Source organism: Shewanella profunda, from assembly GCF_023283765.1.
Classification (GTDB): domain Bacteria; phylum Pseudomonadota; class Gammaproteobacteria; order Enterobacterales; family Shewanellaceae; genus Shewanella; species Shewanella profunda.
Map to the genome: position 1 here is coordinate 35,556 of NZ_JAKILG010000009.1, position 23,208 is coordinate 58,763.

General features: G+C 45.5%; 20 protein-coding genes. 8 read left to right on the forward strand and 12 right to left on the reverse strand.

The features are described from left to right. Nucleotides 1-78 precede the first annotated feature (78 nt). From ppsA to L2744_RS06725, 4 genes are all read left to right on the forward strand, one after another. Nucleotides 79-2,448: a phosphoenolpyruvate synthase gene (ppsA, locus tag L2744_RS06710; RefSeq protein WP_248991192.1), complete on the forward strand. Its 2,370-nt coding sequence runs from the start codon at nt 79-81 to the stop codon at nt 2,446-2,448. Between the two features lie 97 nt (nt 2,449-2,545). Beyond that, nucleotides 2,546-5,587 carry a D-2-hydroxyglutarate dehydrogenase YdiJ gene (ydiJ, locus tag L2744_RS06715; protein ID WP_248991193.1) on the forward strand — a complete coding sequence of 1,014 codons (3,042 nt, stop codon included), beginning with the start codon at nt 2,546-2,548 and terminating at the stop codon, nt 5,585-5,587. 111 nt (nt 5,588-5,698) lie between these two features. Continuing rightward, entirely contained in the window at nt 5,699-6,172 is a 474-nt protein-coding gene (locus L2744_RS06720) for a DUF1285 domain-containing protein (protein WP_248991194.1), read from the forward strand. Nucleotides 6,173-6,317: 145 nt separating this feature from the next. Beyond that, complete coding sequence (locus tag L2744_RS06725) at nt 6,318-6,734, forward strand: MarR family winged helix-turn-helix transcriptional regulator (RefSeq protein ID WP_248991195.1); 417 nt, start codon at nt 6,318-6,320, stop codon at nt 6,732-6,734. A gap of 133 nt (nt 6,735-6,867) precedes the next feature. Here L2744_RS06725 and L2744_RS06730 read toward each other — a convergent pair whose 3' ends face one another. Next, nucleotides 6,868-7,212, reverse strand: coding sequence for a hypothetical protein (locus L2744_RS06730; protein ID WP_248991196.1), 345 nt, complete (start codon nt 7,210-7,212; stop codon nt 6,868-6,870). 205 nt (nt 7,213-7,417) lie between these two features. Further along, nucleotides 7,418-8,452: a Glu/Leu/Phe/Val dehydrogenase dimerization domain-containing protein gene (locus L2744_RS06735; protein WP_248991197.1), complete on the reverse strand. Its 1,035-nt coding sequence runs from the start codon at nt 8,450-8,452 to the stop codon at nt 7,418-7,420. Between the two features lie 279 nt (nt 8,453-8,731). On the opposite strand from L2744_RS06735, the gene L2744_RS06740 reads away from it, so the two are divergent. Beyond that, nucleotides 8,732-9,181, forward strand: a complete 450-nt coding sequence (locus L2744_RS06740; protein WP_011789106.1) for a DUF4826 family protein — start codon at nt 8,732-8,734, stop codon at nt 9,179-9,181. A 152-nt stretch (nt 9,182-9,333) separates the two neighbouring features. Here L2744_RS06740 and L2744_RS06745 read toward each other — a convergent pair whose 3' ends face one another. The 6 genes from L2744_RS06745 to rluE all read right to left on the reverse strand — a co-directional run bounded on the left by L2744_RS06745 (nt 9,334) and on the right by rluE (nt 15,424). After that, nucleotides 9,334-10,473 carry a ribosomal protein uL16 3-hydroxylase gene (locus L2744_RS06745; protein ID WP_248991198.1) on the reverse strand — a complete coding sequence of 380 codons (1,140 nt, stop codon included), beginning with the start codon at nt 10,471-10,473 and terminating at the stop codon, nt 9,334-9,336. Between the two features lie 134 nt (nt 10,474-10,607). Next, nucleotides 10,608-11,978, reverse strand: coding sequence for an adenylosuccinate lyase (gene purB / locus L2744_RS06750; protein WP_248991199.1), 1,371 nt, complete (start codon nt 11,976-11,978; stop codon nt 10,608-10,610). Nucleotides 11,979-12,007: 29 nt separating this feature from the next. Continuing rightward, nucleotides 12,008-12,625, reverse strand: coding sequence for a high frequency lysogenization protein HflD (gene hflD, locus L2744_RS06755; protein ID WP_248991200.1), 618 nt, complete (start codon nt 12,623-12,625; stop codon nt 12,008-12,010). Between the two features lie 3 nt (nt 12,626-12,628). After that, nucleotides 12,629-13,747, reverse strand: coding sequence for a tRNA 2-thiouridine(34) synthase MnmA (gene mnmA, locus L2744_RS06760; RefSeq protein ID WP_248991201.1), 1,119 nt, complete (start codon nt 13,745-13,747; stop codon nt 12,629-12,631). A gap of 350 nt (nt 13,748-14,097) precedes the next feature. Continuing rightward, nucleotides 14,098-14,592 carry an NUDIX hydrolase gene (locus L2744_RS06765; RefSeq protein ID WP_248991202.1) on the reverse strand — a complete coding sequence of 165 codons (495 nt, stop codon included), beginning with the start codon at nt 14,590-14,592 and terminating at the stop codon, nt 14,098-14,100. 46 nt (nt 14,593-14,638) lie between these two features. Then, nucleotides 14,639-15,424, reverse strand: coding sequence for a 23S rRNA pseudouridine(2457) synthase RluE (rluE, locus tag L2744_RS06770; protein WP_248991203.1), 786 nt, complete (start codon nt 15,422-15,424; stop codon nt 14,639-14,641). 332 nt (nt 15,425-15,756) lie between these two features. On the opposite strand from rluE, the gene L2744_RS06775 reads away from it, so the two are divergent. Then, a complete protein-coding gene (locus tag L2744_RS06775) occupies nt 15,757-17,982 on the forward strand; it encodes an NADP-dependent isocitrate dehydrogenase (protein WP_248991204.1) in 2,226 nt (741 codons plus the stop codon). Between the two features lie 322 nt (nt 17,983-18,304). Here the strand turns inward: L2744_RS06775 and cspD are convergent, their stop codons facing one another. Next, the gene (gene cspD / locus L2744_RS06780) at nt 18,305-18,511 is read right to left on the reverse strand and encodes a cold shock domain-containing protein CspD (RefSeq protein ID WP_006081937.1); all 207 of its coding nucleotides are present in this window, start codon (nt 18,509-18,511) and stop codon (nt 18,305-18,307) included. A 194-nt stretch (nt 18,512-18,705) separates the two neighbouring features. Between cspD and clpS the strand changes: the two genes are divergently transcribed. Continuing rightward, a complete protein-coding gene (gene clpS / locus L2744_RS06785; protein ID WP_006081936.1) occupies nt 18,706-19,014 on the forward strand; it encodes an ATP-dependent Clp protease adapter ClpS in 309 nt (102 codons plus the stop codon). Between the two features lie 43 nt (nt 19,015-19,057). Then, nucleotides 19,058-21,325, forward strand: coding sequence for an ATP-dependent Clp protease ATP-binding subunit ClpA (gene clpA, locus L2744_RS06790; protein ID WP_248991205.1), 2,268 nt, complete (start codon nt 19,058-19,060; stop codon nt 21,323-21,325). Between the two features lie 115 nt (nt 21,326-21,440). On the opposite strand, the gene infA is transcribed toward clpA, so the two are convergent. From infA to aat, 3 genes are all read right to left on the reverse strand, one after another. Next, entirely contained in the window at nt 21,441-21,659 is a 219-nt protein-coding gene (infA, locus tag L2744_RS06795; RefSeq protein WP_006081934.1) for a translation initiation factor IF-1, read from the reverse strand. Nucleotides 21,660-21,741: 82 nt separating this feature from the next. Further along, nucleotides 21,742-22,458, reverse strand: a complete 717-nt coding sequence (locus L2744_RS06800) for an arginyltransferase (protein ID WP_248991206.1) — start codon at nt 22,456-22,458, stop codon at nt 21,742-21,744. Next, nucleotides 22,448-23,158: a leucyl/phenylalanyl-tRNA--protein transferase gene (gene aat, locus L2744_RS06805; RefSeq protein WP_248991207.1), complete on the reverse strand. Its 711-nt coding sequence runs from the start codon at nt 23,156-23,158 to the stop codon at nt 22,448-22,450. The genes L2744_RS06800 and aat overlap by 11 nt, the downstream gene beginning before the upstream one ends. Nucleotides 23,159-23,208 lie beyond the last annotated feature (50 nt).

Below are 23,208 nucleotides of genomic sequence, written 5' to 3' on the forward strand. Positions count from 1 at the left end.
CGCTTCTTCGGCAGGAGTGTAAAATGCCATTGCCCTCGTGTGAAGGGGCCACTGAAATAAACTTGCGGAGATAGAACTGTGCAGCAATACGTACTCTGGTATCAGGAATTAGGCATGGGTGACGTCAACTTAGTTGGCGGTAAAAATGCTTCTCTTGGCGAGATGATCAGCAATCTAGCTAATGCCGGTGTTCAAGTACCTGGCGGATTTGCGACTACTTCTTATGCGTTCAATGAGTTCCTTGAACAAAGTGGAGTAAACCAGAAGATTTATGACATTCTAGCCACACTGGATGTAGATGATGTCAATGCACTGGCAAAAGCTGGTGCACAGATCAGACAATGGGTTATTGACACCCCATTTCAACCAGCACTAGAGCAAGCCATTCGTGAAGCTTACGATAAACTTGCCGCTGAAACTAGCGATGCATCATTTGCTGTACGTTCTTCAGCTACCGCTGAAGATATGCCAGATGCCTCTTTTGCTGGTCAGCAAGAAACCTTCTTAAACGTGAAAGGATTTGACTCCGTTCTCGTGGCTGTCAAGCATGTGTTCGCGTCACTCTTTAACGACCGTGCGATTTCTTACCGTGTTCACCAAGGTTACGAACACCACGGTGTTGCTCTGTCTGCAGGCGTACAACGCATGGTTCGTTCAGACAAAGCAGCGTCAGGTGTGATGTTCACAATGGACACTGAATCTGGCAATAATGATGTGGTGTTTATCACGTCATCATTTGGCTTAGGTGAGATGGTTGTTCAAGGTGCGGTAAACCCTGACGAATTCTATGTTCACAAACCGATTTTGTCCCAAGGTCACAAAGCTGTTGTTCGCCGTAATATTGGCAGCAAGCTCATCCAAATGGTGTATTCCGATGATGCTTCTCACGGCAAACAAGTCAAAATTGAAGATGTTGCGGGTGATAAACGCCGCCAATTCTCTATCAATGATGATGAAGTGATGGAATTAGCAAAACAAGCCATGGTTATCGAGAAACATTACGGTCGTCCAATGGACATCGAATGGGCAAAAGACGGTAACGATGGCAAACTTTATATAGTGCAAGCCCGTCCAGAAACGGTTCGTAGCCGTGAAGATGTTCAATTAATTGAGCGTTACCACTTAAAAAGCCGTGGCGCGGTGATCTCTGAAGGTCGCGCTATTGGTCATAAAGTGGGCTCAGGTGTGGCTAAGGTACTCAGCTCTATCGCCGATATGGATCAAATCCAACCTGGTGATGTATTAGTTACTGATATGACAGACCCAGATTGGGAACCGATCATGAAGCGCGCCAGCGCCATTGTGACTAACCGTGGTGGTCGTACATGCCATGCGGCGATTATTGCCCGTGAGCTCGGCGTACCTGCTGTTGTGGGTTGTGGTGATGTGACTGACCGTATCAAAAATGGCCAGTTAGTGACGGTTTCTTGCGCCGAAGGTGATACCGGTTTCATCTACGAAGGTAAACAAGAGTTTGAAGTGATTTCAAATCGTGTTGATTGTTTACCCCCTTTGCCAATGAAAATTATGATGAACGTGGGTAACCCTGATCGTGCATTTGATTTTGCCCGTTTACCAAACGAAGGTGTGGGTCTAGCGCGTTTAGAGTTCATTATCAACCGTATGATTGGTATTCATCCAAAGGCACTGCTTGAGTTTAATCAACAGGATGCAGCGCTGCAGGAAGAAATCAACGAGATGATTGCAGGTTATGAATCACCCGTTGAATTCTATATTGCTCGTTTGGTGGAAGGTATTGCCTCTATCGGTTCGGCTTTCTATCCGAAGAAAGTGATCGTGCGCATGTCTGACTTTAAGTCTAACGAATACGCAAACTTAGTCGGCGGTGACCGTTATGAGCCAGAAGAAGAAAACCCAATGCTGGGTTTCCGCGGTGCAAGCCGTTATATCTCTGAATCATTCCGCGACTGTTTCGCCCTAGAGTGTGAAGCGATCAAACGTGTCCGTAATGACATGGGACTGAAAAACGTTGAAGTCATGATCCCATTTGTTCGTACCGTGAAAGAAGCTGAGCAAGTTGTAGGCCTATTGGCTGAGCAAGGTTTAGAGCGGGGTAAAGACGGTTTACGCGTTATTATGATGTGCGAAGTGCCTTCAAACGCCCTATTAGCAGATCAGTTCCTTGAGCATTTCGATGGTTTCTCTATCGGCTCAAATGACTTAACTCAGTTAACGCTAGGTTTAGATCGTGATTCAGGCATTATTAGTCATCTGTTCGATGAGCGTGATGAAGCCGTTAAGATGCTACTTTCTATGGCCATTAAATCGGCTAAAGCTAAAGGTGCTTACATTGGTATCTGCGGCCAAGGCCCTTCAGATCACGCTGATTTCGCTGGTTGGTTAGTGGAGCAGGGTATTGATACTGTGTCACTTAATCCTGATACTGTGATTGATACATGGCTGTATTTAGCCGAAGCTCACGGGTGATCTTCGTTGTAATTTTGTAAACATGTAAAAAAAGCCGCTTTTTAGCGGCTTTTTTTTGTTTATAATGACGCCATAACGATAATTAACTGAGCCACTCATGCTACCCCTGCTATCACATCAACAAACATTAGAGCCAGTGTATTTGGCATATCTTGATGCACTGGAGCAAAGTGCCTATTCCGGTGATATAGACAAGCGTTACAGTGCGCGGCTTGTTCAAGCAACCGATAATTCTGTCTATCAATTTTTACCTCAAGCGGTGCTCTATCCTAAAAATCAGCAGGATATTCAAATAGCACTAGCGCTGGCGGCTAAAGAAGCTTTCCTAGACGTCACTTTTAGTGCTCGCGGCGGCGGTACAGGTACTAATGGTCAGTCATTGACCCACGGCTTGATTTTAGATGTATCCCGTTATATGAACCGTGTGCTTGAAGTGAATGTAGAGCAAGGGTGGGTGAGGGTTGAGGCTGGGGTGATTAAAGATGCGCTTAACGATGCGCTGCGCCCACACGGTTATTTTTTTAGTCCTGATCTATCAACCTCAAATCGCGCCACTATTGGCGGCATGATTAATACCGATGCCTCTGGGGCGGGCTCGTTAGTTTATGGTAAAACCTCAGATCATGTGTTGGGGCTACGTAGCGTATTAATTGATGGCAGCGTATTAGACACTAAGCCTTTGGATGCTGGGCTTTTATGTAACCCTGATAACATAAGCGATAACCCGTTTGGGCAGAAACTCATTTCCGCTATTGCGGCTGTTTGCCGTGAAAAGCGAGCACTCATTGAAAATCAATTTCCCAAGCTCAATCGTTTTCTAACTGGTTATGATCTAAAACACGTGTGGAACGATGGCCTAACTCAGTTTGATCTCTCCCGAATGTTAACGGGCTCAGAAGGTACGCTTGCGGTCATTACCGAGGCAAAACTGAATATCACCCCGCTGCCCACCGAGCGCGCTATGGTGAATATTAAATACGATTCCTTCCAATCGGCACTGCGTCACGCGCCATCTTTGGTCGCCGCGCGGGCGACTGTGGTTGAAACCGTCGATTCTAAAGTCCTGAATTTAGCCCGAGAGGATATTGTCTGGCATTCGGTTGCTGATCTTATCCAAGAAGTGGCGGGTAAAGTGATTGATGGCCTCAATATGGTCGAATTTGCAGGCGACACTGTAGAAGTTGAGCAAAAGCTTGCGAGTCTTGAAGCGGTATTAACTGAGCAGATCAATAGGGGCGAATGCGGTGTATTGGGTTACCAAGTGACGCAAGACAAGCCGAGTATCGAAAAAATTTACGGCATGCGTAAAAAAGCCGTTGGTTTATTGGGTGCCACCAAAGGGCGCCGTAAGCCCATCGCCTTTGCTGAAGATACTGCTGTACCGCCCGAAAAACTCGCCGATTACATTATGGAGTTTAGGGCTGTACTCGACGGTCATAATCTGCAATACGGTATGTTTGGGCATGTGGACGCGGGCGTGCTGCATGTGCGCCCAGCGCTTGATATGTGCGATGTCGAAGATGAGAAGTTACTGCGGGTGATTTCTGATCAAGTCGCGGCACTGACGCTCAAATATGGCGGCTTGATGTGGGGCGAGCACGGTAAAGGCGTACGCGGTGAATATGGCCCGTCGGTATTTGGTGATGAGCTTTATGGTGTACTGCAAGATATCAAAGGCTTGTTCGATCCCGATAACAGACTCAACCCGGGTAAGTTGGTTGCGCCTAAAAAAGTGGGAGCCTTGTGTTACGACATCGACAGCGTGAAGCGCGGAAAATTTGATAGACAAATTCCCGTTGAAGTGCGTGATGCATTCCCCGACGTCATGAATTGTAATGGTAATGGCCTGTGTTTTAACTACAGCAGCTATTCGCCTATGTGTCCGTCGTTTAAAGTGACGGGTGATCGAGTTCAGTCACCTAAAGGGCGCGCAGGCCTTATGCGTGAGTGGTTAAGGTTATTAGAGGCCGAAGGCATTGATGTTAATGCACTCGCCAAAGCGAAACCCTTTGGCATATTGCAGCGCATACAAAATACCATCAATGCTAAACGTGATTATGATTACTCCCATGAGGTCATGGAGTCGCTTAAAGGCTGTTTGGCTTGTAAAGCCTGTTCAGGACAATGCCCGGTCAAAGTGGATGTACCTAAGTTTAGGGCACAGTTTTTTAATATCTACTATCAGCGCTATTTACGCCCAGCTAAGGATTATCTTGTCGCGGGTATTGAAGACAACTTACCCCTGATGGCTGCTGCGCCGCGACTGACCAACTTTGCTGCCCAAAATCCGTTAAGTCAGTGGATTATTAAAAAAGCTATTGGCTATGTGGATGCGCCAGCGTTATCTGTGCCTACCTTAAAACAACGGTTAGATGGTCATCCGAGCCGTGGCTATGACTTAGCTGCATTGCAGTCTATCCCTGAAAGTGAGCGATCGAAGTTTGTGCTGGTAGTACAAGATCCGTTTAACAGTTTCTATGACTCAGGTCTTGTGTTTCGTTTTATCCAGTTGATTGAAAAACTCGGTTTAAAGCCCGTGTTATTACCCTTTAAACCCAATGGCAAGCCGACACATATTAAAGGCTTCTTAGATAAGTTTGCCAAAACGGCGCAGTCGAGTGCGGATTTTTTGAATCAAGTGCAAAAGCTTGGTATGCCAATGGTGGGGATTGATCCTGCTTTAGTGCTGTGTTATCGGGATGAATATAAAGAGGCATTAGGTGAAAACCGCGGTGATTTTGAGGTTAAGCTAGCTAATGAATGGCTACTCACAGTGATCAAGAACAAACCTGCTAACTCGCCGCAAGATAAGCAATATACCTGGTTTAGTCATTGTACTGAGTCGACGGCCAAGCCAAATACTGCCAATGAATGGACTAAAATTTTTGCCCATTTCGGCGCGAAATTAAACACAGTCAATTTAGGTTGTTGTGGTATGGCGGGGACTTATGGTCATGAGGAGGAAAACCTAGAGCGCTCTAAGGCGCTGTTTGATATGTCATGGCAGCAAACCTTAGCGAGAATTGAGCCGCCGCAAGTATTAGTGTCTGGCTATTCTTGCCGTAGCCAAGTGAAACGCTTTGCGGGTTACAAGCCAAAACATCCTCTGGAGGCCTTGCTCGAGTTAGTAAACGCGTAATGGTCCTTATTACAGTAAGGCCGTAATTATCCTTACTGGTATATCCAAGTTTTGAATGTCACACTAAAGCCAGCCGCAAGGCTGGTTTTTTTATGGATAATGGAGGTCCTGATGGAAAAGATGACTGACAGTATTCACCACACACTCAAAAAATTCGCCGCCAATAGTGCATTAACAACTACTGCGCCGCTGTGCAGTGATGCACCACTGTTTGAAATTAACGCTCTGGGTGATTGGACGTATTTAGGGTCATCGCTGCCAGCTAAATTTGCTAAATTGTTCGCCAGTATTTTACATTGCATCGATGAGGAGTATTTCTTAATTACTCCTGTTGAGAAAGTGCGAGTGTGGGTTGAAGATGCACCACTGCTGATTGTTGATTTTGAGCGGGTGCAGTCCCAGATGCGATTAAATGTAAAAACTAGCATTGAAACAGAACACCATAATATCGATATAAAGCAAATGAAACTCACCGATGACAGTGTTTATTTGCCGCTTGAACGCGGTTTATGGGGAAAATTAGGCCGCGCTTGTTACTACAATTTTGTGAATGAATTCAATTTATCCGCTCTAGGTGAAGAATGATTCCGCGGGGTAATAGCATAATTTGCAGTGTTCTTAGCTAGTTTATTGCGGGTTAAGTGGTAGTATTAAAACTGACTCTGTGTTCCTATGATGGCGCTTGGGGGAAGTGAAAAAGCGTTAAAACCTTTGTTGTAGGAGGTGCTGTTTGAATCGTAATGAAAGCTTAGGCTATCTTGTATCCCACTTAAATATCGAGCTGCAAAATGAGCTTGATCTGCAACTTAAGCGATATCAACTCGATATAAAACTGTGGCCTGTGCTGTTTGCTTTGTGGCAAGAAGAGGGCATAAGCCAAACTGAACTTTCTAAGCGTTGCGATGTGGCAAATTATACTATGACGCGGCTACTGGATCAGTTACAGGTTCAAGGTCTGATTACCCGCCATCAAGAAGCCGATAATCGGCGCGCATTTCAAATATTTTTGACCGATGAAGCCAAAGCGTTAGAGCAAGATCTTATTTGCGAAGCTGAGCGGGTTAACGAAAAATTCCTCTCTAATCTCAGTGATGAGGAACAGCAGCAGTTCATCTTACTGTTAAATAAAATCAATCGGTTGACTTAGCTATTGTGAATTGAGTCGATATGGTGGGTAACTGTCGTTAAGCAGTTTTTACTTCTATCCTTATGCGTTAGTTCAATCTTATTATTCCAGTTTAATCCCGTCAGTCATTACTCAGTTGGATTAACTGGATTGATCAATTGAAATAAAGTGCAAAGACGCAGAGCAGGCTGACGGCTATTACGCAGTGCTGAAGATATCGACGGCTGGCTAATAAATTTTGTTTACCCTGTTTAAGGCTGGCGACGAGTCTATGTTGCTTATAAATACGGCACATGAGTTCATCAGTTTGGGGATCGATAAGTAGCTCAAATTTGCAAGGGGCGCCATCTTTGAGCTGAATATTATGTTCGCTCTGAGGTTTAAAGTTGAGTTTGTGTGACACCATCTGCCCATTGACAAAGACCCGCTCTAAACCGCACCAATTACTGGCTTGCAGTTCAACAACATCTTGGTTGAGATCATACTTGAAACGGATCATAGCCCTATCCTATGCTGGGATCTGATAGGTTAATTCAAGCAGACAAATATGACGTTTTCCAGCGCGATTAAATGAATATTCTGTGTCGAAATTAAAAGTGCGGCTAAACCATGAGCTTAGTGATAGATTAAATTCTTGATAACAAAAAAGCGACCAGAGGTCGCTTTTTTCAATATTTGACGGGCATAATAAACGAGCAGAAAAATTACTGCTTAGCGGCTTCAATTATGGCTTTAGCCATTTCATCAGCAACAGCGCCGGTTGTACGGTTCTGTGCATCGGCTTGGCTGAAGATCTTCAGCAGCGTGTTGTAAATTTCTTCTACTTTGGCGGTCGATTTAGCCGCGTCATAATGTTTTTCGAACGACACGTTAATGATGCCGCCTGCGTTGATCACATAGTCTGGTGCATACAGTATGCCCATTTCTTTCAAGTGTTCACCGTGACGAACTTCGGCTAATTGGTTGTTGGCACAACCTGCGACAATTTTTGCTTTCAGTTGCGGTAAGGTCGCATCGTTTAAGGTCGCACCAAGGGCGCAGGGGGCGTACACATCCACATCCTGCGAATAGATGTCTTGAGGTGCGACGACAATTGCGCCAAAGTCGGTGGCAACTCTGTCTAACGAGGCTTGATGAATGTCAGTAACAATCAGCTCTGCGCCTTCGCCATGTAAATGTTTACATAGATAGTAGCCTACGTGACCTACGCCTTGAACGGCGATTTTAAGGCCTCTTAGGCTGTCTAAACCTAATTTATGTTTTACTGCTGCCTTGATGCCTAAATAAGTACCAAGGGCGGTGAAGGGCGATGGATCGCCACTCTTACCTTCAAGACCTGCCATATAAGGGGTTTCTTCATGGGCTATCATGATGTCAGCCGTGGTAGTGCCAACATCTTCCGCTGAATAGTAGCGTCCACCTAGGCTATTAATAAAACGGCCAAAGGCGCGGAATAGGGCTTCGCGATCTTGTCTTTTCGGATCGGCAATGATCACTGATTTGCCACCGCCCATGGTTAAACCTGCGAGGGCGTTTTTGTAAGTCATGCCACGAGAGAGGCGTAATACGTCAGTCAGGGCTTCATCATCCGATTGGTAATTCCACATCCGGCATCCACCCACTGCAGGGCCTAGGTTGGTGTTATGGATGGCGACAATGGCCTTTAAGCCACTTTCTTTATCATGACAGAATACGACCTGTTCATGTTCGTCAAAGGATACATGATTAAATACAGCCACGTGAATTTCTCCGCTATACACAATGAAAAAGCCGACGAGGTGAGTCCCATCGACTGCTTGTTATATTTATTGCAGAACCATAGCATTTAGCGATACTCTCAACCATGCATAATAACCGAATAAATACATTATTTGTGGCAATTTAGCTTTCCACTTTACGTAAACGTAAGCTTTGCGGTTGAAAATGGATTGTACTGAATTTAATGTAACGAATAGAATGAATCGCGCACTGATCCCAAGAATTAGGCTCGCGTTATAACAATAAGATAGGACGGAAGTATGACTGAACAAGCTGTCGACCAGACTCAACAAAATTTATCAGCTGAAGAAATAGAAAAGCTGCGTCAAGAGTGGGTCAGAACTCAATTTCAAAAAGCCAATCGTTTTCTCGCTGAAAAGGGTGTTATTCCAAGCAAAGTATTGGCCGATGAAAGCCGTTATCTTGCGCCTTATATGGCGATTTGGAAGATGGAATCAAAGCGTCCAAGCAACAAAACCTATTGGGTGATGTCAGGTGATTTACCGTCGGATTTCGTCGATGTGAAAGTGGCGGCAACGGCCCGTGATGCCGTGCGTCATTTCTCTATGATGTGGCAAATGCAGGCGGAAAACTTAGTGCGTTCGGGGGCTACCCGTGATGCCACTCAGGCTAAATTTGCTCAACTACTGGTATCGCGCGCCGAGAGTTTATATCGTATGCACAACGACGATAAACTGTGGAATGCTTAAACTCAAATGAGCTGATACGGTCACTTGTGTTGATTTATCAAAATAACGGCATAAATAACAAGAAGGCACTCCGTTGAGTGCCTTTTTTATACTGACTTTCTATGTTGATTTCTTATGTTAATTATAAGGTTATCGAACAAAGTCGATAGGGCTTATTCTTCGCTGTCGCTCAAGTAGTAGAAACCTTGATTGATGAGTTTCAACAGTAAGGCTTGGACTTCTTCATGCTGACATATTTCAGTTGCTTCATCGGCGCTTAAGCTGACTTTATCGCTTAACTGTGCGATTACGTCTGCCGGTGTATTGGGCAGTTCATGCACATCACCATTAATGAATAATCGCGGCGTGGAGTCATTTTCGAGGCGCAATACTTTCAAACCGCCGATACGGCTGACGCCAGCACCTTGGGCGAAGGCATCTTGCAAATCTTCAATGCTGTAAGCTTCTTCACCTTCACACAAATCAAGTTCGAAACGGTTCTGACTGAGCAGCTTACCTAACACGATTTGGTAGCTATTGGGATCTTGGCTCAGTTGACTCAAGAGTGACATTATGCCCACTTGGTGATCTTGGCTGACAATACCCGCTGAACTCGGTTCCGTTTGCGACGTGAAACGCTGCTGACCTAAGTTATTGTCGAGCAGATAATCAGCGATTTCACTCACCAGTTCTTGCTGGCTAGGTGCACGGAAACCGATAGAGTAACTCATTGCCACTGTTAGGGTTTCGCCGCAATGTGGGAAACCAGGTGGGATATAAAGCATGTCGCCTTTTTCTAACACTACATCGATAATGGGTGTGAAGTCTTCCACCAGCGGCGAGTTTGGATTGCCGCCACGGCGTTGTTGTGGGGTATTGTCGCCCACAGTCCAGCGACGCTCACCTTCGCCTTGAATGATAAACACATCGTAGTTATCGACGTGCGGGCCGACACCGCCACTTGGGGTTGCAAATGATGCCATCAAGTCATCGAAGCGCCAGTCAGGTAAAAAGCGCAGCGCTTCAACTAACGGCTGCGAATCGGGATACCAATGGTTGACCGCTTGCACTAATAACTGCCAATGGGTTTCACCATAGCTGTCGTAATCTTCAAACGGACCTTGCACTACTTCCCAATTATTGTCTTTGGTGACGACGATGCGTGAAGAGATTTCTTCTTCGCAGGCAAGGCCTGCTAATTCATCGGCGCTGATTGGATCTTCAAACTGCGGAAACGCTTTTTTGATCAGCAGGGGTTTCTTTTGCCAGTATTCACTAAGAAACTGGGCGATATCGAGATTAAGTGTATACATAGTGTTAAAAAAGGCGACCACATCGCGGTGATGTGGGTCGCCTTAATCCTTATTTCTGTTTAAGAAAGAGTATTATCCGTCGCCAACTTCTGTTAATAACTAATGTCAGTTAATAACCAATTTTAATTAATAACTTAGTTAAGTTCGTCGACAAACGTTTCGGCGCGGCCAATGTAATTGGCTGGCGTCATTTTCTTCAGTTCAGCTTTCACTGAGTCTGGTAATTCAAGTCCGTCAATAAACACTGACAGTTGCTGCGCGTCGATACGTTTACCGCGCGTCAGTTCTTTTAATTTTTCGTATGGCTTTTCAATGCCATAACGACGCATTACCGTTTGTACGGGTTCTGCTAACACTTCCCAGTTGTGATCTAACTCATCACGCAGGTGCGCTTCGTTGACTTCTAACTTGCTGATGCCTTTTAAGGTCGCTTGATAAGCGATTAACGCATGGGCAATACCCACACCTAAGTTACGCAGCACAGTCGAGTCGGTTAAGTCACGTTGCCATCTTGATAACGGCAGCTTAGACGCTAAATGTTGCATTAGTGCGTTAGCGATACCTAAGTTACCCTCAGAGTTTTCAAAATCGATGGGATTAACTTTGTGCGGCATAGTCGATGAACCGATTTCACCGGCGATAGTGCGTTGTTTGAAGTGTCCTAGGGCGATGTAACCCCAAATATCACGGTCAAAGTCAATCAACACAGTGTTGAAACGGGCAACCGCATCAAACAATTCGGCAATGTAATCGTGTGGCTCGATTTGCGTTGTGTAGGCATTCCAGTGTAGGCCTAGGTTTGTCACAAAACGCTCAGACAGTTCATGCCAGTTGACTTCTGGATAGGCAGATAGGTGAGCATTGTAGTTACCGACGGCGCCGTTCAGTTTACCCATGATTTCAACATTGGCGATTTGTTTGATTTGGCGCTCAAGGCGCATAGCCACGTTCGCCATCTCTTTACCAAGTGTTGATGGTGAAGCGGGTTGGCCATGGGTACGTGACATTAATGGCACAGAGCGATATTCAATCGCCAGCTTTTTAATCGCTGTCAGCAACTCGTTGCAGTACGGCAGTAATACTTGCTCACGGGCTTCAGTCAACATTAAACCGTGGCTTAAGTTGTTGATATCTTCGGAAGTACAGGCAAAGTGAACAAACTCACCCACAGCCGCTAATTCGGCATTGCCCGCGATTTTTTCTTTGATGAAGTATTCAACCGCTTTCACATCGTGGTTAGTGGTGCTTTCGATAGCTTTAACACGCAGCGCATCTTGTTCGTTGAAATTATCTTTAATGCCATCAAGCACTGCGATAGCAGCTTCGCTCAATGGTGGCACTTCGGCGATGTCGGGGCAGTCTGCTAACAGTTTTAGCCAATTGATTTCAACCTGAACACGGTACTTGGTAAGACCGAACTCGCTGAAAATCCCTCTCAATGGCGCGGTTTTACTACCATAACGACCGTCTACCGGAGAAATAGCCGTTAGTGCGGAAAGATCCATGTGAAGCTCCTTGATGAACGCTAATTTTATTATAGGGTAAGACTTTTCTTGGCTGTATCGACTATGGCTTTGCGGGCGAAGACTAAGTGTCGACGTTTACCGCCCAATTGACGCCAAAGTACCGCGCTACGTATAGCGGCAAGCAATAGAGCACGAATTTTATGTTGCACGATAGGGCGCTGCAAACACACGGGATTACCCGATATTTGGATTTTGGGCCCAAGGTTACTGATGATGTCACTGTAAATGCTGGCAAGGTTGGCAACGACTTGCTCGTCGGTGATCGCAAAATGATGTAGCTGGCGATTCACTTGATTAATACGCTCGGCTAGCATGCCTAACCCGCTATTTGACCGTACGAGTTTTCGCTCTAAGGTTAACACGCCAACTAAATAACGGGTAACTTCGACATCTTTTTGACTGTTGTCACCGAGCTGATTAAGGATCAGCATATAGCCTTTTTGCAATACGACTTTGTCTGGATAGACATCAGCGGTATTGTCAGGTTCCGTGACAAGAATGGTGTTTAAGCTCGCCGCGAGCTCGGTATTATCTAATTCGCCATGGCGGGCTAAATGTTGAACTTGGGCAATGGCTTGCAATATTCCAGCAAACGCCATAGTCCGATTAACTAGTTGCTCGTTCACGCTTTACCCTCGGATCAGTTGATCGATAATGCCACCGCCTAGGCAGACTTCACCCTCATAAAATACCGCAGACTGCCCTGGCGTCACCGCCGCAACTGGCTCATCGAAGATAACCCGCAAGGTGTGCTCATCTGTGTAGGTCAGAGTGCAAGGCACGTCTTGTTGGCGATAACGGGTTTTTACTGTGATATGACAGCCATCGACAGGTCCGATTCTATCCACCCAATGCAGCTGGTTGACTGTCATGCCGGTCGACATCAAACGGGGATGGTGTCCGCCTTGACCTACGATCAATACATTGCGCTCAAGATCTTTATCGACTACATACCAAGGATCGTCATTGCTATTTTTCATGCCGCCAATACCTAGCCCTTTACGTTGGCCTAAGGTGTGGTACATGAGTCCTTGGTGTGTGCCTATGACTTCGCCTTCAGGGGTTTCGATATTGCCAGGCTGCGCCGGTAAATAAGTCCCTAGGAATTCAGTGAACTTGCGCTCGCCGATAAAGCAGATGCCAGTACTGTCTTTTTTATCATGGGTGATTAAGCCCATTTCTTTCGCTATTTCACGCACTTGATGTTTTTCAAGCTCACCGACAGGGAACAGGCTACGTGCCACTTGCTCGTGGCTTAAGGTGTAGAGGAAATAACTTTGATCTTTATTGCCATCAACGCCGCGGAGCATTTGCGTACTGCCGTCGCTATTGTCGCGACGGCGAACATAGTGGCCCATGGCGATGTAATCGGCGTCGAGGATTTCATCGGCAAATTCTAAAAATGCCTTAAACTTGATTTCTTTGTTGCACATAATATCGGGATTTGGCGTGCGGCCCGCTTTGTATTCGGCGAGGAAATACTCAAATACATTGTCCCAATATTCAGCAGCAAAGTTGACTGTGTGTAGCTTGATCCCGAGCTTGTCGCACACGGCTTGGGCATCTTTTAAATCTTCAGCGGCGGCACAGTACTCGTTGTTGTCATCTTCTTCCCAGTTCTTCATGAAAAGGCCTTCAACCTGATAGCCTTGCTGCATAAGCAAATAGGCTGAAACAGATGAATCTACACCGCCGGACATGCCGACAATGACTTTTTTTCCTGTATGAGTGGGTTCGATTGATGTCATAAATCCTAAAAACCATTGAGTATGTGTGTTGGCTAGGTGGTTGAATTTAAGCCGCGAAATAGAGCGCGTAACAAAAATACGTACCTAACTTAAAATCTGGGGTTAACCTAAAAATATGGGCTAACTTAAAAAATCCAAGTTAACTTAAAAAATTCGGGTGTAGTGCGCTGCTCGTTGCTAAATCAAACTTTGATAGCCCTATCAAAGAGCGTTAGCTCTATCAAACAGAGTTGGCCCTATAGCGGTCATTTCTAACTCGCATTTGCGGCCTACTATTTAGTCGCATAGAGGCTGACAGGCAGTAACAGATGCATAAGTTTAGCAAGCTGTTTACGCGGGGCGGTATTCTATCACGCCTTGCTCGCTTGGGCTATCGTGAGGCGGTCACTATTGAGTAAGCTAAGGGGATAAGTTTGGCCAGTCTGTGCGTGATTGAGATAGTCCTTTAGGCAATCGAGCACTAAGGGGCTGCGCAGTAAAGATGACTTAGCTTCTATCTGCGCAAAACTCAGCCAGTGCGCACTGTGGATAGCTTTGTCCTGCGGAATAGGTGAGGGCATCTCATCTAACTGCACTAAGAAGGTAAAGCGCACAAAGGCCAGATCTTCACTGGCGCTAAATTGATAAATGCCGACGAGTCCTTGGGGGTTAAGTGATAGCCCCGTTTCCTCAAACACTTCGCGCTCACAGGCTTGGATTAAACTTTCATTTGCTTCTAAGTGGCCCGCTGGCTGATTAAAGCGCTGTTCGCCTTCAATCCACTCTTCCACCATCAGATATTTGTCCTGTGAAGTTGCATGAATAATACAAGCGACGGTCACATTGGGTTTATATCGTTGACTCATGGTGCCTCCTTTGAGTGGATTTAAGCCGCAGAAACTTGGCTGAAATTTAGACTTCATCACCGAGGCGAATGCATTTATGCTCGCCCGATGGCAAATTATCTAGACTCCATTGGCCTATTTTATAACGGATTAATCTTAAGGTCGGAAAACCGATATGCGCTGTCATGCGTCTGACTTGGCGGTTACGACCTTCATGAATTTGGATTTCTAGCCAAGTCGTCGGGATATTTTTGCGTTCTCTCACTGGCGGATTACGTGGCCAAATGTCGGGTGAATCCATGATTTTGACTTTAGCAGGCAGCGTTATACCATCATTTAATTCAACGCCTTGGCGCAGTTTCGTCAGTGCATCTTCCGTCGGGACGCCTTCTACTTGCACCCAATAGGTTTTAAAGGTTTTCTTTTTCGGCTCAGTCAGCCTTGACTGTAATTGACCGTCATTGGTCAGCAGCAACAGGCCTTCACTGTCCCTGTCTAAGCGGCCTGCGGCATACACATCAGCAATCGGGATATAGTCTTTTAGGGTCTTGCGACCTTGTTCATCGGTAAACTGGCAAAGTACATCAAAAGGCTTATTAAACAGCACAATAATCGGTGCGAGCGTTTGGCTTTGCACCGGTTTTGCCGCCGCAATTGCGCGTCGATTGGGATTTTTAAAGGGTTCTTTCTTCAAACTGCCATTGGCATTACGCGCCGGGGCTACTTTACCATCTACGGCGGTAGCGCGGTTGGCTGGGCCTCTGCTCGCGGGCTTAGCGGGTTTAATCGGGCTCTTGGCTGGGGAACTTGCGCTGGAATTGGCACCTTTAGGTGGAAACTTGTTTTTGGTCATACTTTTGCTAACAGGAGGTTGAGACACGCTTACCTGACTTGATTGAGCCGTTAATGTGGCCATAGTGTACTTGGCATTCGCCGTTAGTGGAATTTGAATATTATTGTGAATGCTCTATGATGTCGGCCAGAAAATGTGATCTGTGCCTAAAGGTTTATTAGTCGTTGTAACAAATTTTAGCTTGTGCGCAAAGGCAGAAGGGCACTGAGAATTTGAAAGGTTAAGGCGTGGTCGATTGCCTTGATTGATATTTTCACTGTGCTCAGATTTGTTCGCCATGCTATAAAATTATTATAAAAAATATTAAATTTTACAATAATGTAGGATGTACCATGAAAGATAACTCATCAACAATTATTTACACTGAAACAGACGAAGCGCCAGCACTGGCCACCCTCTCACTCTTACCTATCATCAGAACGTTTACCGACGCCGCGGGCGTTGCGGTTGAAACCCGTGATATCTCGTTATCGGGCCGTATTATTGCCAGTTTCCCTGAGCAACTGACCGATGCGCAAAAGATTGGCGACCATCTGACTGAGCTTGGCGAGTTAGCGAATCAGCCAGAAGCTAACATCATCAAGTTACCGAATATCAGTGCTTCGATTCCACAATTAAAAGCCTGTATCCTTGAACTGCAGCAAAAAGGTTATGACATCCCTCACTATCCGGATGAGCCAAAAACAGACGCTGAAAAGTCAATTAAGACACGTTATGACAAGATCAAAGGCAGTGCGGTAAACCCAGTACTGCGCGAGGGGAACTCAGATCGCCGCGCCCCATTATCGGTGAAAAACTTCGCCAAGAAAAACCCGCATTCAATGGGTAAATGGGCTAAAGATTCTCAGTCACATGTGGCTCATATGACCGAAGGTGACTTCTACGGTAGTGAGCAGTCTGTGACTTTATCTGATGCTGGCAGCGTAAATATCGTGCTGACCCAAAAAGATGGTCAAGAAGTGGTGCTCAAATCTGGTCTTAAGTTGCTGGCTAGCGAAATTATCGATGCAGCAGTATTGAGTAAAAAAGCCCTAGTGAGCTTCTACGAACGTGAAATTGAAAACGCTAAAGCTGAAGATGTGCTGTTATCGCTGCATCTGAAAGCCACTATGATGAAAGTGTCTGATCCTATTATGTTTGGTCACGCCGTGAAGGTGTTCTTCAAGCCAGTATTTGACAAACATGCAGTGTTATTCGCTGAGTTAGGTGTGGATGTTAACAACGGTTTTGGGGATGTTTATGCCAAAATCGCGACTTTGCCAGCAGATGCCCGTGCAGAAGTAGAGGCGGATATCGCGGCGGTTTACGCAGCGCGTCCAGCATTGGCTATGGTTGATTCTGACAAGGGCATTACCAACTTACACGTGCCAAGCGACATCATTATCGATGCTTCTATGCCTGCTGCGATTCGTTCATCTGGCCAAATGTGGGGACCAGACGGTCAACTGCATGACACTAAAGCTATGATCCCAGATCGTTGCTATGCCGGTATCTACCAAGAAACGATAGCTTTTTGTAAAGAGCACGGTGCTTTCGATCCTAAAACCATGGGCAGCGTGCCAAACGTGGGCTTGATGGCGCAAAAAGCGGAAGAATATGGTAGCCACGACAAGACGTTTGAAATTCCCGCTGACGGTGTGGTGAATGTTGTCGATGCCAGCGGTAAGGTATTGATGAGCCATAACGTAGAAGCGGGCGATATCTGGAGAATGTGCCAAGTTAAAGATGCACCTATCCGTGATTGGGTCAAACTGGCAGTGCGCCGTGCCCGTTTAAGCAATACACCCGCGGTCTTTTGGTTAGATAGCAAGCGTGCCCACGATGCGCAAATCATTGCGAAAGTGCAGCAATATCTGACAGAGCATGACACTAATGGCTTAGAGATCAGCATTATGTCTCCAGAAGAAGCGACGCGTTTCTCCTTGGTCCGCATCAAAGAAGGCAAAGATACTATTTCAGTCACAGGTAACGTTTTACGTGACTACCTGACGGACTTGTTCCCAATCCTAGAACTGGGCACCAGTGCTAAAATGCTGTCAATCGTGCCGTTAATGAACGGTGGCGGTCTATTTGAAACAGGTGCGGGTGGCAGTGCACCTAAGCACGTGCAACAGGTTGAGAAAGAAGGTCACTTACGTTGGGATTCTCTCGGTGAATTCTTGGCTCTGGCTGCGTCTCTTGAGCATTTAAGCCAAACTGTAGGTAATCCAAAAGCACAAGTATTGGCAGATACCTTAGATCAAGCCATTGGTCAATTCTTAGATAGCAACAAATCGCCATCAAGAAGAGTCGGTGAGCTGGATAACCGTGGCAGCCATTTCTACTTAGCAATGTACTGGGCACAAGCCTTAGCAGCGCAGACAAATGATGAGCAGTTACAAGCACACTTTATTCCTTTAGCACATGCGTTAAAGGCAAATGAGCAAGTGATTGTGGCTGAATTAGCGACGGCACAGGGTGCGCCAGTCGATTTAGGCGGTTATTACCGTTTAGATGCGGCTAAGGCTGAAAAAGCCATGCGCCCAAGCGAAACGTTAAACAAGCTGTTGATTGCTTAATCTCGCTAATTTAGCTATTGGATGGCGAGCGCGTTAGCATAAGTCATCAAAGCTGACTTAAAAGGTGTAAGTCAATAGACTGATTTTAGAGGAGGATCTGCATTGCAGATCCTTTTTTTATGTCACTAATTCGATATCGAGACAGATGCTTAAGCCTTTTTACGCCGATGGAATCGGTCATATGTGGCAATTGATTTTGCATTAAATTCATGCGCAATGATGAGAAACAATGCAGTATTAAGCTGTGGAAATTTATTAAAAACGCGTTAATAAAAAGGCAGGGACAAATCCCTGCCTTTTAGAGCATTGGCCTCACCAAACGTTATTTTGTTGGTGAAATGGCTGAGGCGTGCATTCCTTTTGGACCGGCTTCTACTTCAAATTGAACGGGTTGGCCTGCTTTTAGAGTTCTATAGCCTTCCATTTCAATGGTAGAATAGTGTGCAAAAACGTCCTCACCACCTTGATCAGGGCAAATAAACCCGAATCCTTTGGCGTTGTTGAACCATTTAACAGTTCCGCTTGCCATACTTCCACTTCCTTCTGTTGTCTACTTACCAGTAAGATAGTAAAACCTGTATAGACGGGTTTCGCTCAACCGTCTGAACTACAGAATGTAAGGAGTAAAAGCGGAAGTCAAGCTAAAATTAACAAAGGGGCAACAACTGATTAATTTGAACATATCAATTGGAAGAGGCCAACACGAGAGGCTAGTATTAAAAAATGGCAAAGATAGGAAATATTGAACACGTTGAAGAACGTGTCGAATCAGAGTTAATGCCGCCTTCGATGTATAAGGTGGTACTCAATAATGATGATTACACCCCAATGGATTTTGTAATTGAAGTTTTGCAGGTTTTCTTTCGCAAGAATGAGCAGGAAGCGACCGATATCATGTTGACTATCCATCACCAAGGAAAAGGTATTTGTGGCATTTTCCCTTTTGGGATTGCAGAAACGAAGGTGATACAGGTAAATCAATTTGCAAGACAAAACCAACATCCGTTACTGTGTTCGTTAGAGAAAGCATAAAACCGCTTTACTCTGTAGTCTGTTGTTAATTTTGGGGGTGCTTATGCTGAACAAAGATCTGGAAGTCACCTTAAATCTGGCGTTTCAGCAAGCCAGAGACGCGCGTCACGAGTATATGACAGTGGAACATCTGTTATTAGCTCTGATCGACAATCCTGCGGCTCAAGAAGCGTTAATCGCCTGTGGAGCGAATCTAGATAAACTCAGAGATGAAGTGGCAAGCTTTATCCAACAAACAACCCCAATCATTGCCGATATTGATGATGACAAAGAAACTCAGCCAACGCTTGGGTTCCAGCGAGTACTGCAACGTGCGGTATTCCATGTGCAGTCATCGGGTCGTAATGAAGTGAACGGCGCTAACGTTTTAGTCGCTATTTTCAGCGAACAAGAATCCCAAGCCGTGTACTTGCTGCGCCGTTGCGATATTAGTCGCCTAGACGTAGTGAATTTTATTTCCCATGGTTTTGCTAAAAATGATGACGCTGAGTCACATCAAGATCAAGAACGTATTGAAGATCAAAGTGAGGGCAGCGAAGAACGCAGCATGTTGTCGCAATTTGCGTCCAACTTAAACCAGCTCGCGAAGCAAGGGATCATCGATCCGCTCATTGGTCGTGACCAAGAAATTGAGCGCGCAATTCAAACCTTATGCCGGCGCCGTAAAAATAATCCGCTGTTAGTGGGCGAGGCCGGTGTGGGTAAAACAGCGATTGCCGAAGGTTTGGCGTATCGGATTGTGAATAACCAAGTACCGGATGTCATGGCTGAAGCAACCGTTTATTCCCTCGATTTGGGCTCTTTACTCGCAGGCACCAAATACCGTGGTGATTTTGAGAAGCGCTTTAAGAACCTGTTAAAAGAGTTAGCTGCAGATAAGCATGCAATCTTGTTTATCGATGAGATCCACACCATTATCGGTGCGGGCGCGGCCTCTGGCGGCGTAATGGATGCATCCAATTTGCTGAAACCCTTGCTCTCCAGTGGTAATTTGCGTTGCATGGGCTCGACGACTTTCCAAGAATATCAAAGTATTTTTGAGAAAGACCGCGCGCTTGCTCGCCGTTTCCAAAAGGTAGACATCAATGAGCCTTCAGTGGAGGAAACCACGAAAATTTTGATGGGGCTTAAGTCTAAGTACGAAGAATATCATGGGGTTCGTTATACTCAGGCCGCGATCAGCAGTGCGGCTGTGTTATCGGCTAAGCACATCAATGACAGGCATTTACCCGATAAAGCCATCGATGTTATTGATGAAGCGGGTGCGCGTATGGTGATGTTACCTATGAGTAAGCGCAAAAAGACCATAGGCCAAGCCGAAATTGAGTCGATTGTGGCGAAAATGGCGCGTATTCCTGAGAAGTCAGTATCAGCCACAGACAAGGACTTACTGCGCAATCTTGAGCGTAACCTTAAGATGGTGGTCTTTGGTCAAGATAAGGCCATTGAGAGCCTGAGTTCGGCCATTCGTTTATCCCGCAGCGGTTTAGGTACAGATAGAAAACCCGTGGGTAGTTTCTTATTCGCAGGTCCTACCGGTGTGGGTAAAACTGAAGTCACAAATCAACTGGCCAATTGCTTAGGGATGAAACTTGTGCGCTTTGACATGTCTGAGTACATGGAAAGCCACACAGTGTCACGTTTGATTGGCGCGCCTCCAGGTTATGTCGGTTATGACCAAGGCGGGTTACTTACAGATGCTGTGATTAAGAATCCGCACTGTGTGGTGTTACTGGACGAAATCGAGAAGGCCCACCGCGATGTCTATAACTTGCTGTTGCAGGTGATGGATCACGGCACTTTGACCGATAACAATGGTCGTAAGGCGGACTTTAGACATGTTACGTTAGTGATGACGACTAACGCGGGTGTGCAGGAGACCATTCGTAAGTCGATTGGCTTTACCCAGCAAGATCATACCCAAGATGCGTTATCTGAAATTAATCGAGTATTTTCGCCAGAATTTAGAAACCGTCTCGATTCGATCATTTGGTTCAACCATTTGGATATGACGATTATTGCCAAAGTGGTCGATAAATTCTTGGTGGAATTGCAGGCCCAGTTGGATGCAAAACACGTCATTTTGGAAGTCAGCGACGAAGCCAGAACCTTACTCGCCGAGAAGGGCTACGACAAGAACATGGGCGCGCGTCCAATGGCACGGGTAGTGACCGAATTGATCAAACGTCCATTAGCGGATGAGATTTTATTTGGTGCCTTAGAGTCGGGTGGCGTGGCTTATGTGGATGTCAAAGAAGGTGAAATTGCTATTCGCACCGAGCGTCACGAAAAAGCCACATCTAAGGCTTAACTGGGCTTAAACGTTAGTTTTATCCATAAAAATGGCTGCAATTGCAGCCATTTTTCTCATCTTTCGCCAACAAAAAAACCCGGCCTTGCCGGGTTTTTAAATTTATGAGGCTATATCAGCGTGCGCGGAAGACAATACGACCTTTGGTCAGATCATAAGGAGTCAACTGGACGGTAACTTTATCGCCAGTCAGGATCCGGATGTAGTTTTTGCGCATTTTGCCTGAAATGTGGGCTATCACCACATGACCATTTTCAAGCTCTACACGAAACATTGTGTTTGGCAAGGTTTCAAGGATAGTACCTTGCATTTCAATGTTGTCTTCTTTCGCCATTAATTAATAATCCCATTAGCCTTCGAATATAAAAAACGGGCGTATCATGCCCCAAATTCATCTTGCTGTAAAGGGGAAGTACTTAGCAAACTTTGGAATACTCCCACCCTTGGGGGGTTAAAATTTGATAAGGGCGATATAAACGCTTATAAGACATTTTGCGGTTTGCATCTATTTGATATCCGAGATAAAGGAATTCTTTCCCTTGTAATTTTGCAAGTCGGCATTGAATTAAAATTAGCAGTACGCCGAGTGAACGATGTTCTTCATCTGGATCAAAATAACTGTAAATGGCTGAGAGGCTGTTCGGTAATGTGTCAGTCACAGCAACCGCGATAAGTTTATTGCCAGCATAGACTTCGATAAAAGTGGGGGGTAACCAATGGCAAAATAAGAACTGCTCATATTGTTCCTTACTTGGAGGAAACATGGGGCCATCAAAGTGCCGTTGACGAATATAGCGCTCATAAAGTGTGTATTGCTCATCGGTGTGACCAGATGTGATGCGCCAAGTTAAATCGCGATTATTAGCCAATGTACGCTTTTGTCGTTTGGATGGCATAAACTCCCGAACGGGCAAACGGATTGGTTGGCATGCATTGCACCTTGGACAACGAGGTTTATAAATGGCACTGCCACTGCGGCGAAAACCAATGGCTAATAAACGTTCGAATAAAATGGTATCGAGTGTATCCTCTTGGATAACTAGCAATTGTTCCTGCTGGTCTTCGAGGTAGCTACAGGGGAAAATCTGGCTGATACCGATAGCTATCGGTGTTTTAGCTGCGTTAGAGTTCAAGGGTGACCTCACAGGGTATCCAAGCATCTGGATGTACTTTTTTATCCCTAAATTGGGTCAGTAATTCAATAAAGTTAATACGTTTAATCGCTTGTGCTCCTAGGCTTTCTAAATGTGGATTCATTACTTGAGCATCAATCAGTTTAAAGCCCATTTTTACTAAGTGTTGCTGCAATACCACTATTGCTGCTTTTGAGGCATTGGTTTGGCGGTGAAACATCGATTCACCACAAAACACTTGCCCTATGGCTAAACCATACAGCCCCCCAATTAAATGCTCACCTTCCCATACTTCGATAGAATGTGCATGACCATTTTGGTGTAACTCACGGTAAGCCATTTGAATATCATGGGTTATCCAAGTGCCATCTTGCTTTTGGCGCGGCTGAGCGCAACCATCAATAACATAGGCAAAGGCATGATTGATGGTGAAACACCATGGTTGTTTTTTTAGATATTTACGTAGGCTTGTACTGATATGAACTTTACCGGGCACAAATATCGCGCGGGGATCGGGTGACCACCAAAGAATAGGATCATCAGCATTAAACCAAGGAAAAATTCCGTTATAATAAGCGGTCAGTAAACGTTCTGGACGTAAGTCTCCACCTATCGCCAGTAACCCATTGGGATCGGTTAAGGCGAGTTCGGGTGAAGGAAAAGCTTCAAATTCGTGATTCAGAAAAGACAGTGACTTCACAATTGCGTATGATTCAGTAATAAACCCTTCTACTAAGTTAGCGGAAATTC

Bases quoted from the DNA above. Each gene is read 5' to 3' on its own strand.
- ydiJ (WP_248991193.1), top strand. From the start codon at position 2,546: ATGCTACCCCTGCTATCACATCAACAAACATTAGAGCCAGTGTATTTG.
- L2744_RS06720 (WP_248991194.1), top strand. From the start codon at position 5,699: ATGGAAAAGATGACTGACAGTATTCACCACACACTCAAAAAATTCGCC.
- L2744_RS06730 (WP_248991196.1), bottom strand. From the start codon at position 7,212: ATGATCCGTTTCAAGTATGATCTCAACCAAGATGTTGTTGAACTGCAA.
- L2744_RS06740 (WP_011789106.1), top strand. From the start codon at position 8,732: ATGACTGAACAAGCTGTCGACCAGACTCAACAAAATTTATCAGCTGAA.
- L2744_RS06745 (WP_248991198.1), bottom strand. From the start codon at position 10,473: ATGTATACACTTAATCTCGATATCGCCCAGTTTCTTAGTGAATACTGG.
- purB (WP_248991199.1), bottom strand. From the start codon at position 11,978: ATGGATCTTTCCGCACTAACGGCTATTTCTCCGGTAGACGGTCGTTAT.
- mnmA (WP_248991201.1), bottom strand. From the start codon at position 13,747: ATGACATCAATCGAACCCACTCATACAGGAAAAAAAGTCATTGTCGGC.
- L2744_RS06765 (WP_248991202.1), bottom strand. From the start codon at position 14,592: ATGAGTCAACGATATAAACCCAATGTGACCGTCGCTTGTATTATTCAT.
- rluE (WP_248991203.1), bottom strand. From the start codon at position 15,424: ATGACCAAAAACAAGTTTCCACCTAAAGGTGCCAATTCCAGCGCAAGT.
- L2744_RS06775 (WP_248991204.1), top strand. From the start codon at position 15,757: ATGAAAGATAACTCATCAACAATTATTTACACTGAAACAGACGAAGCG.
- cspD (WP_006081937.1), bottom strand. From the start codon at position 18,511: ATGGCAAGCGGAACTGTTAAATGGTTCAACAACGCCAAAGGATTCGGG.
- clpS (WP_006081936.1), top strand. From the start codon at position 18,706: ATGGCAAAGATAGGAAATATTGAACACGTTGAAGAACGTGTCGAATCA.
- clpA (WP_248991205.1), top strand. From the start codon at position 19,058: ATGCTGAACAAAGATCTGGAAGTCACCTTAAATCTGGCGTTTCAGCAA.
- infA (WP_006081934.1), bottom strand. From the start codon at position 21,659: ATGGCGAAAGAAGACAACATTGAAATGCAAGGTACTATCCTTGAAACC.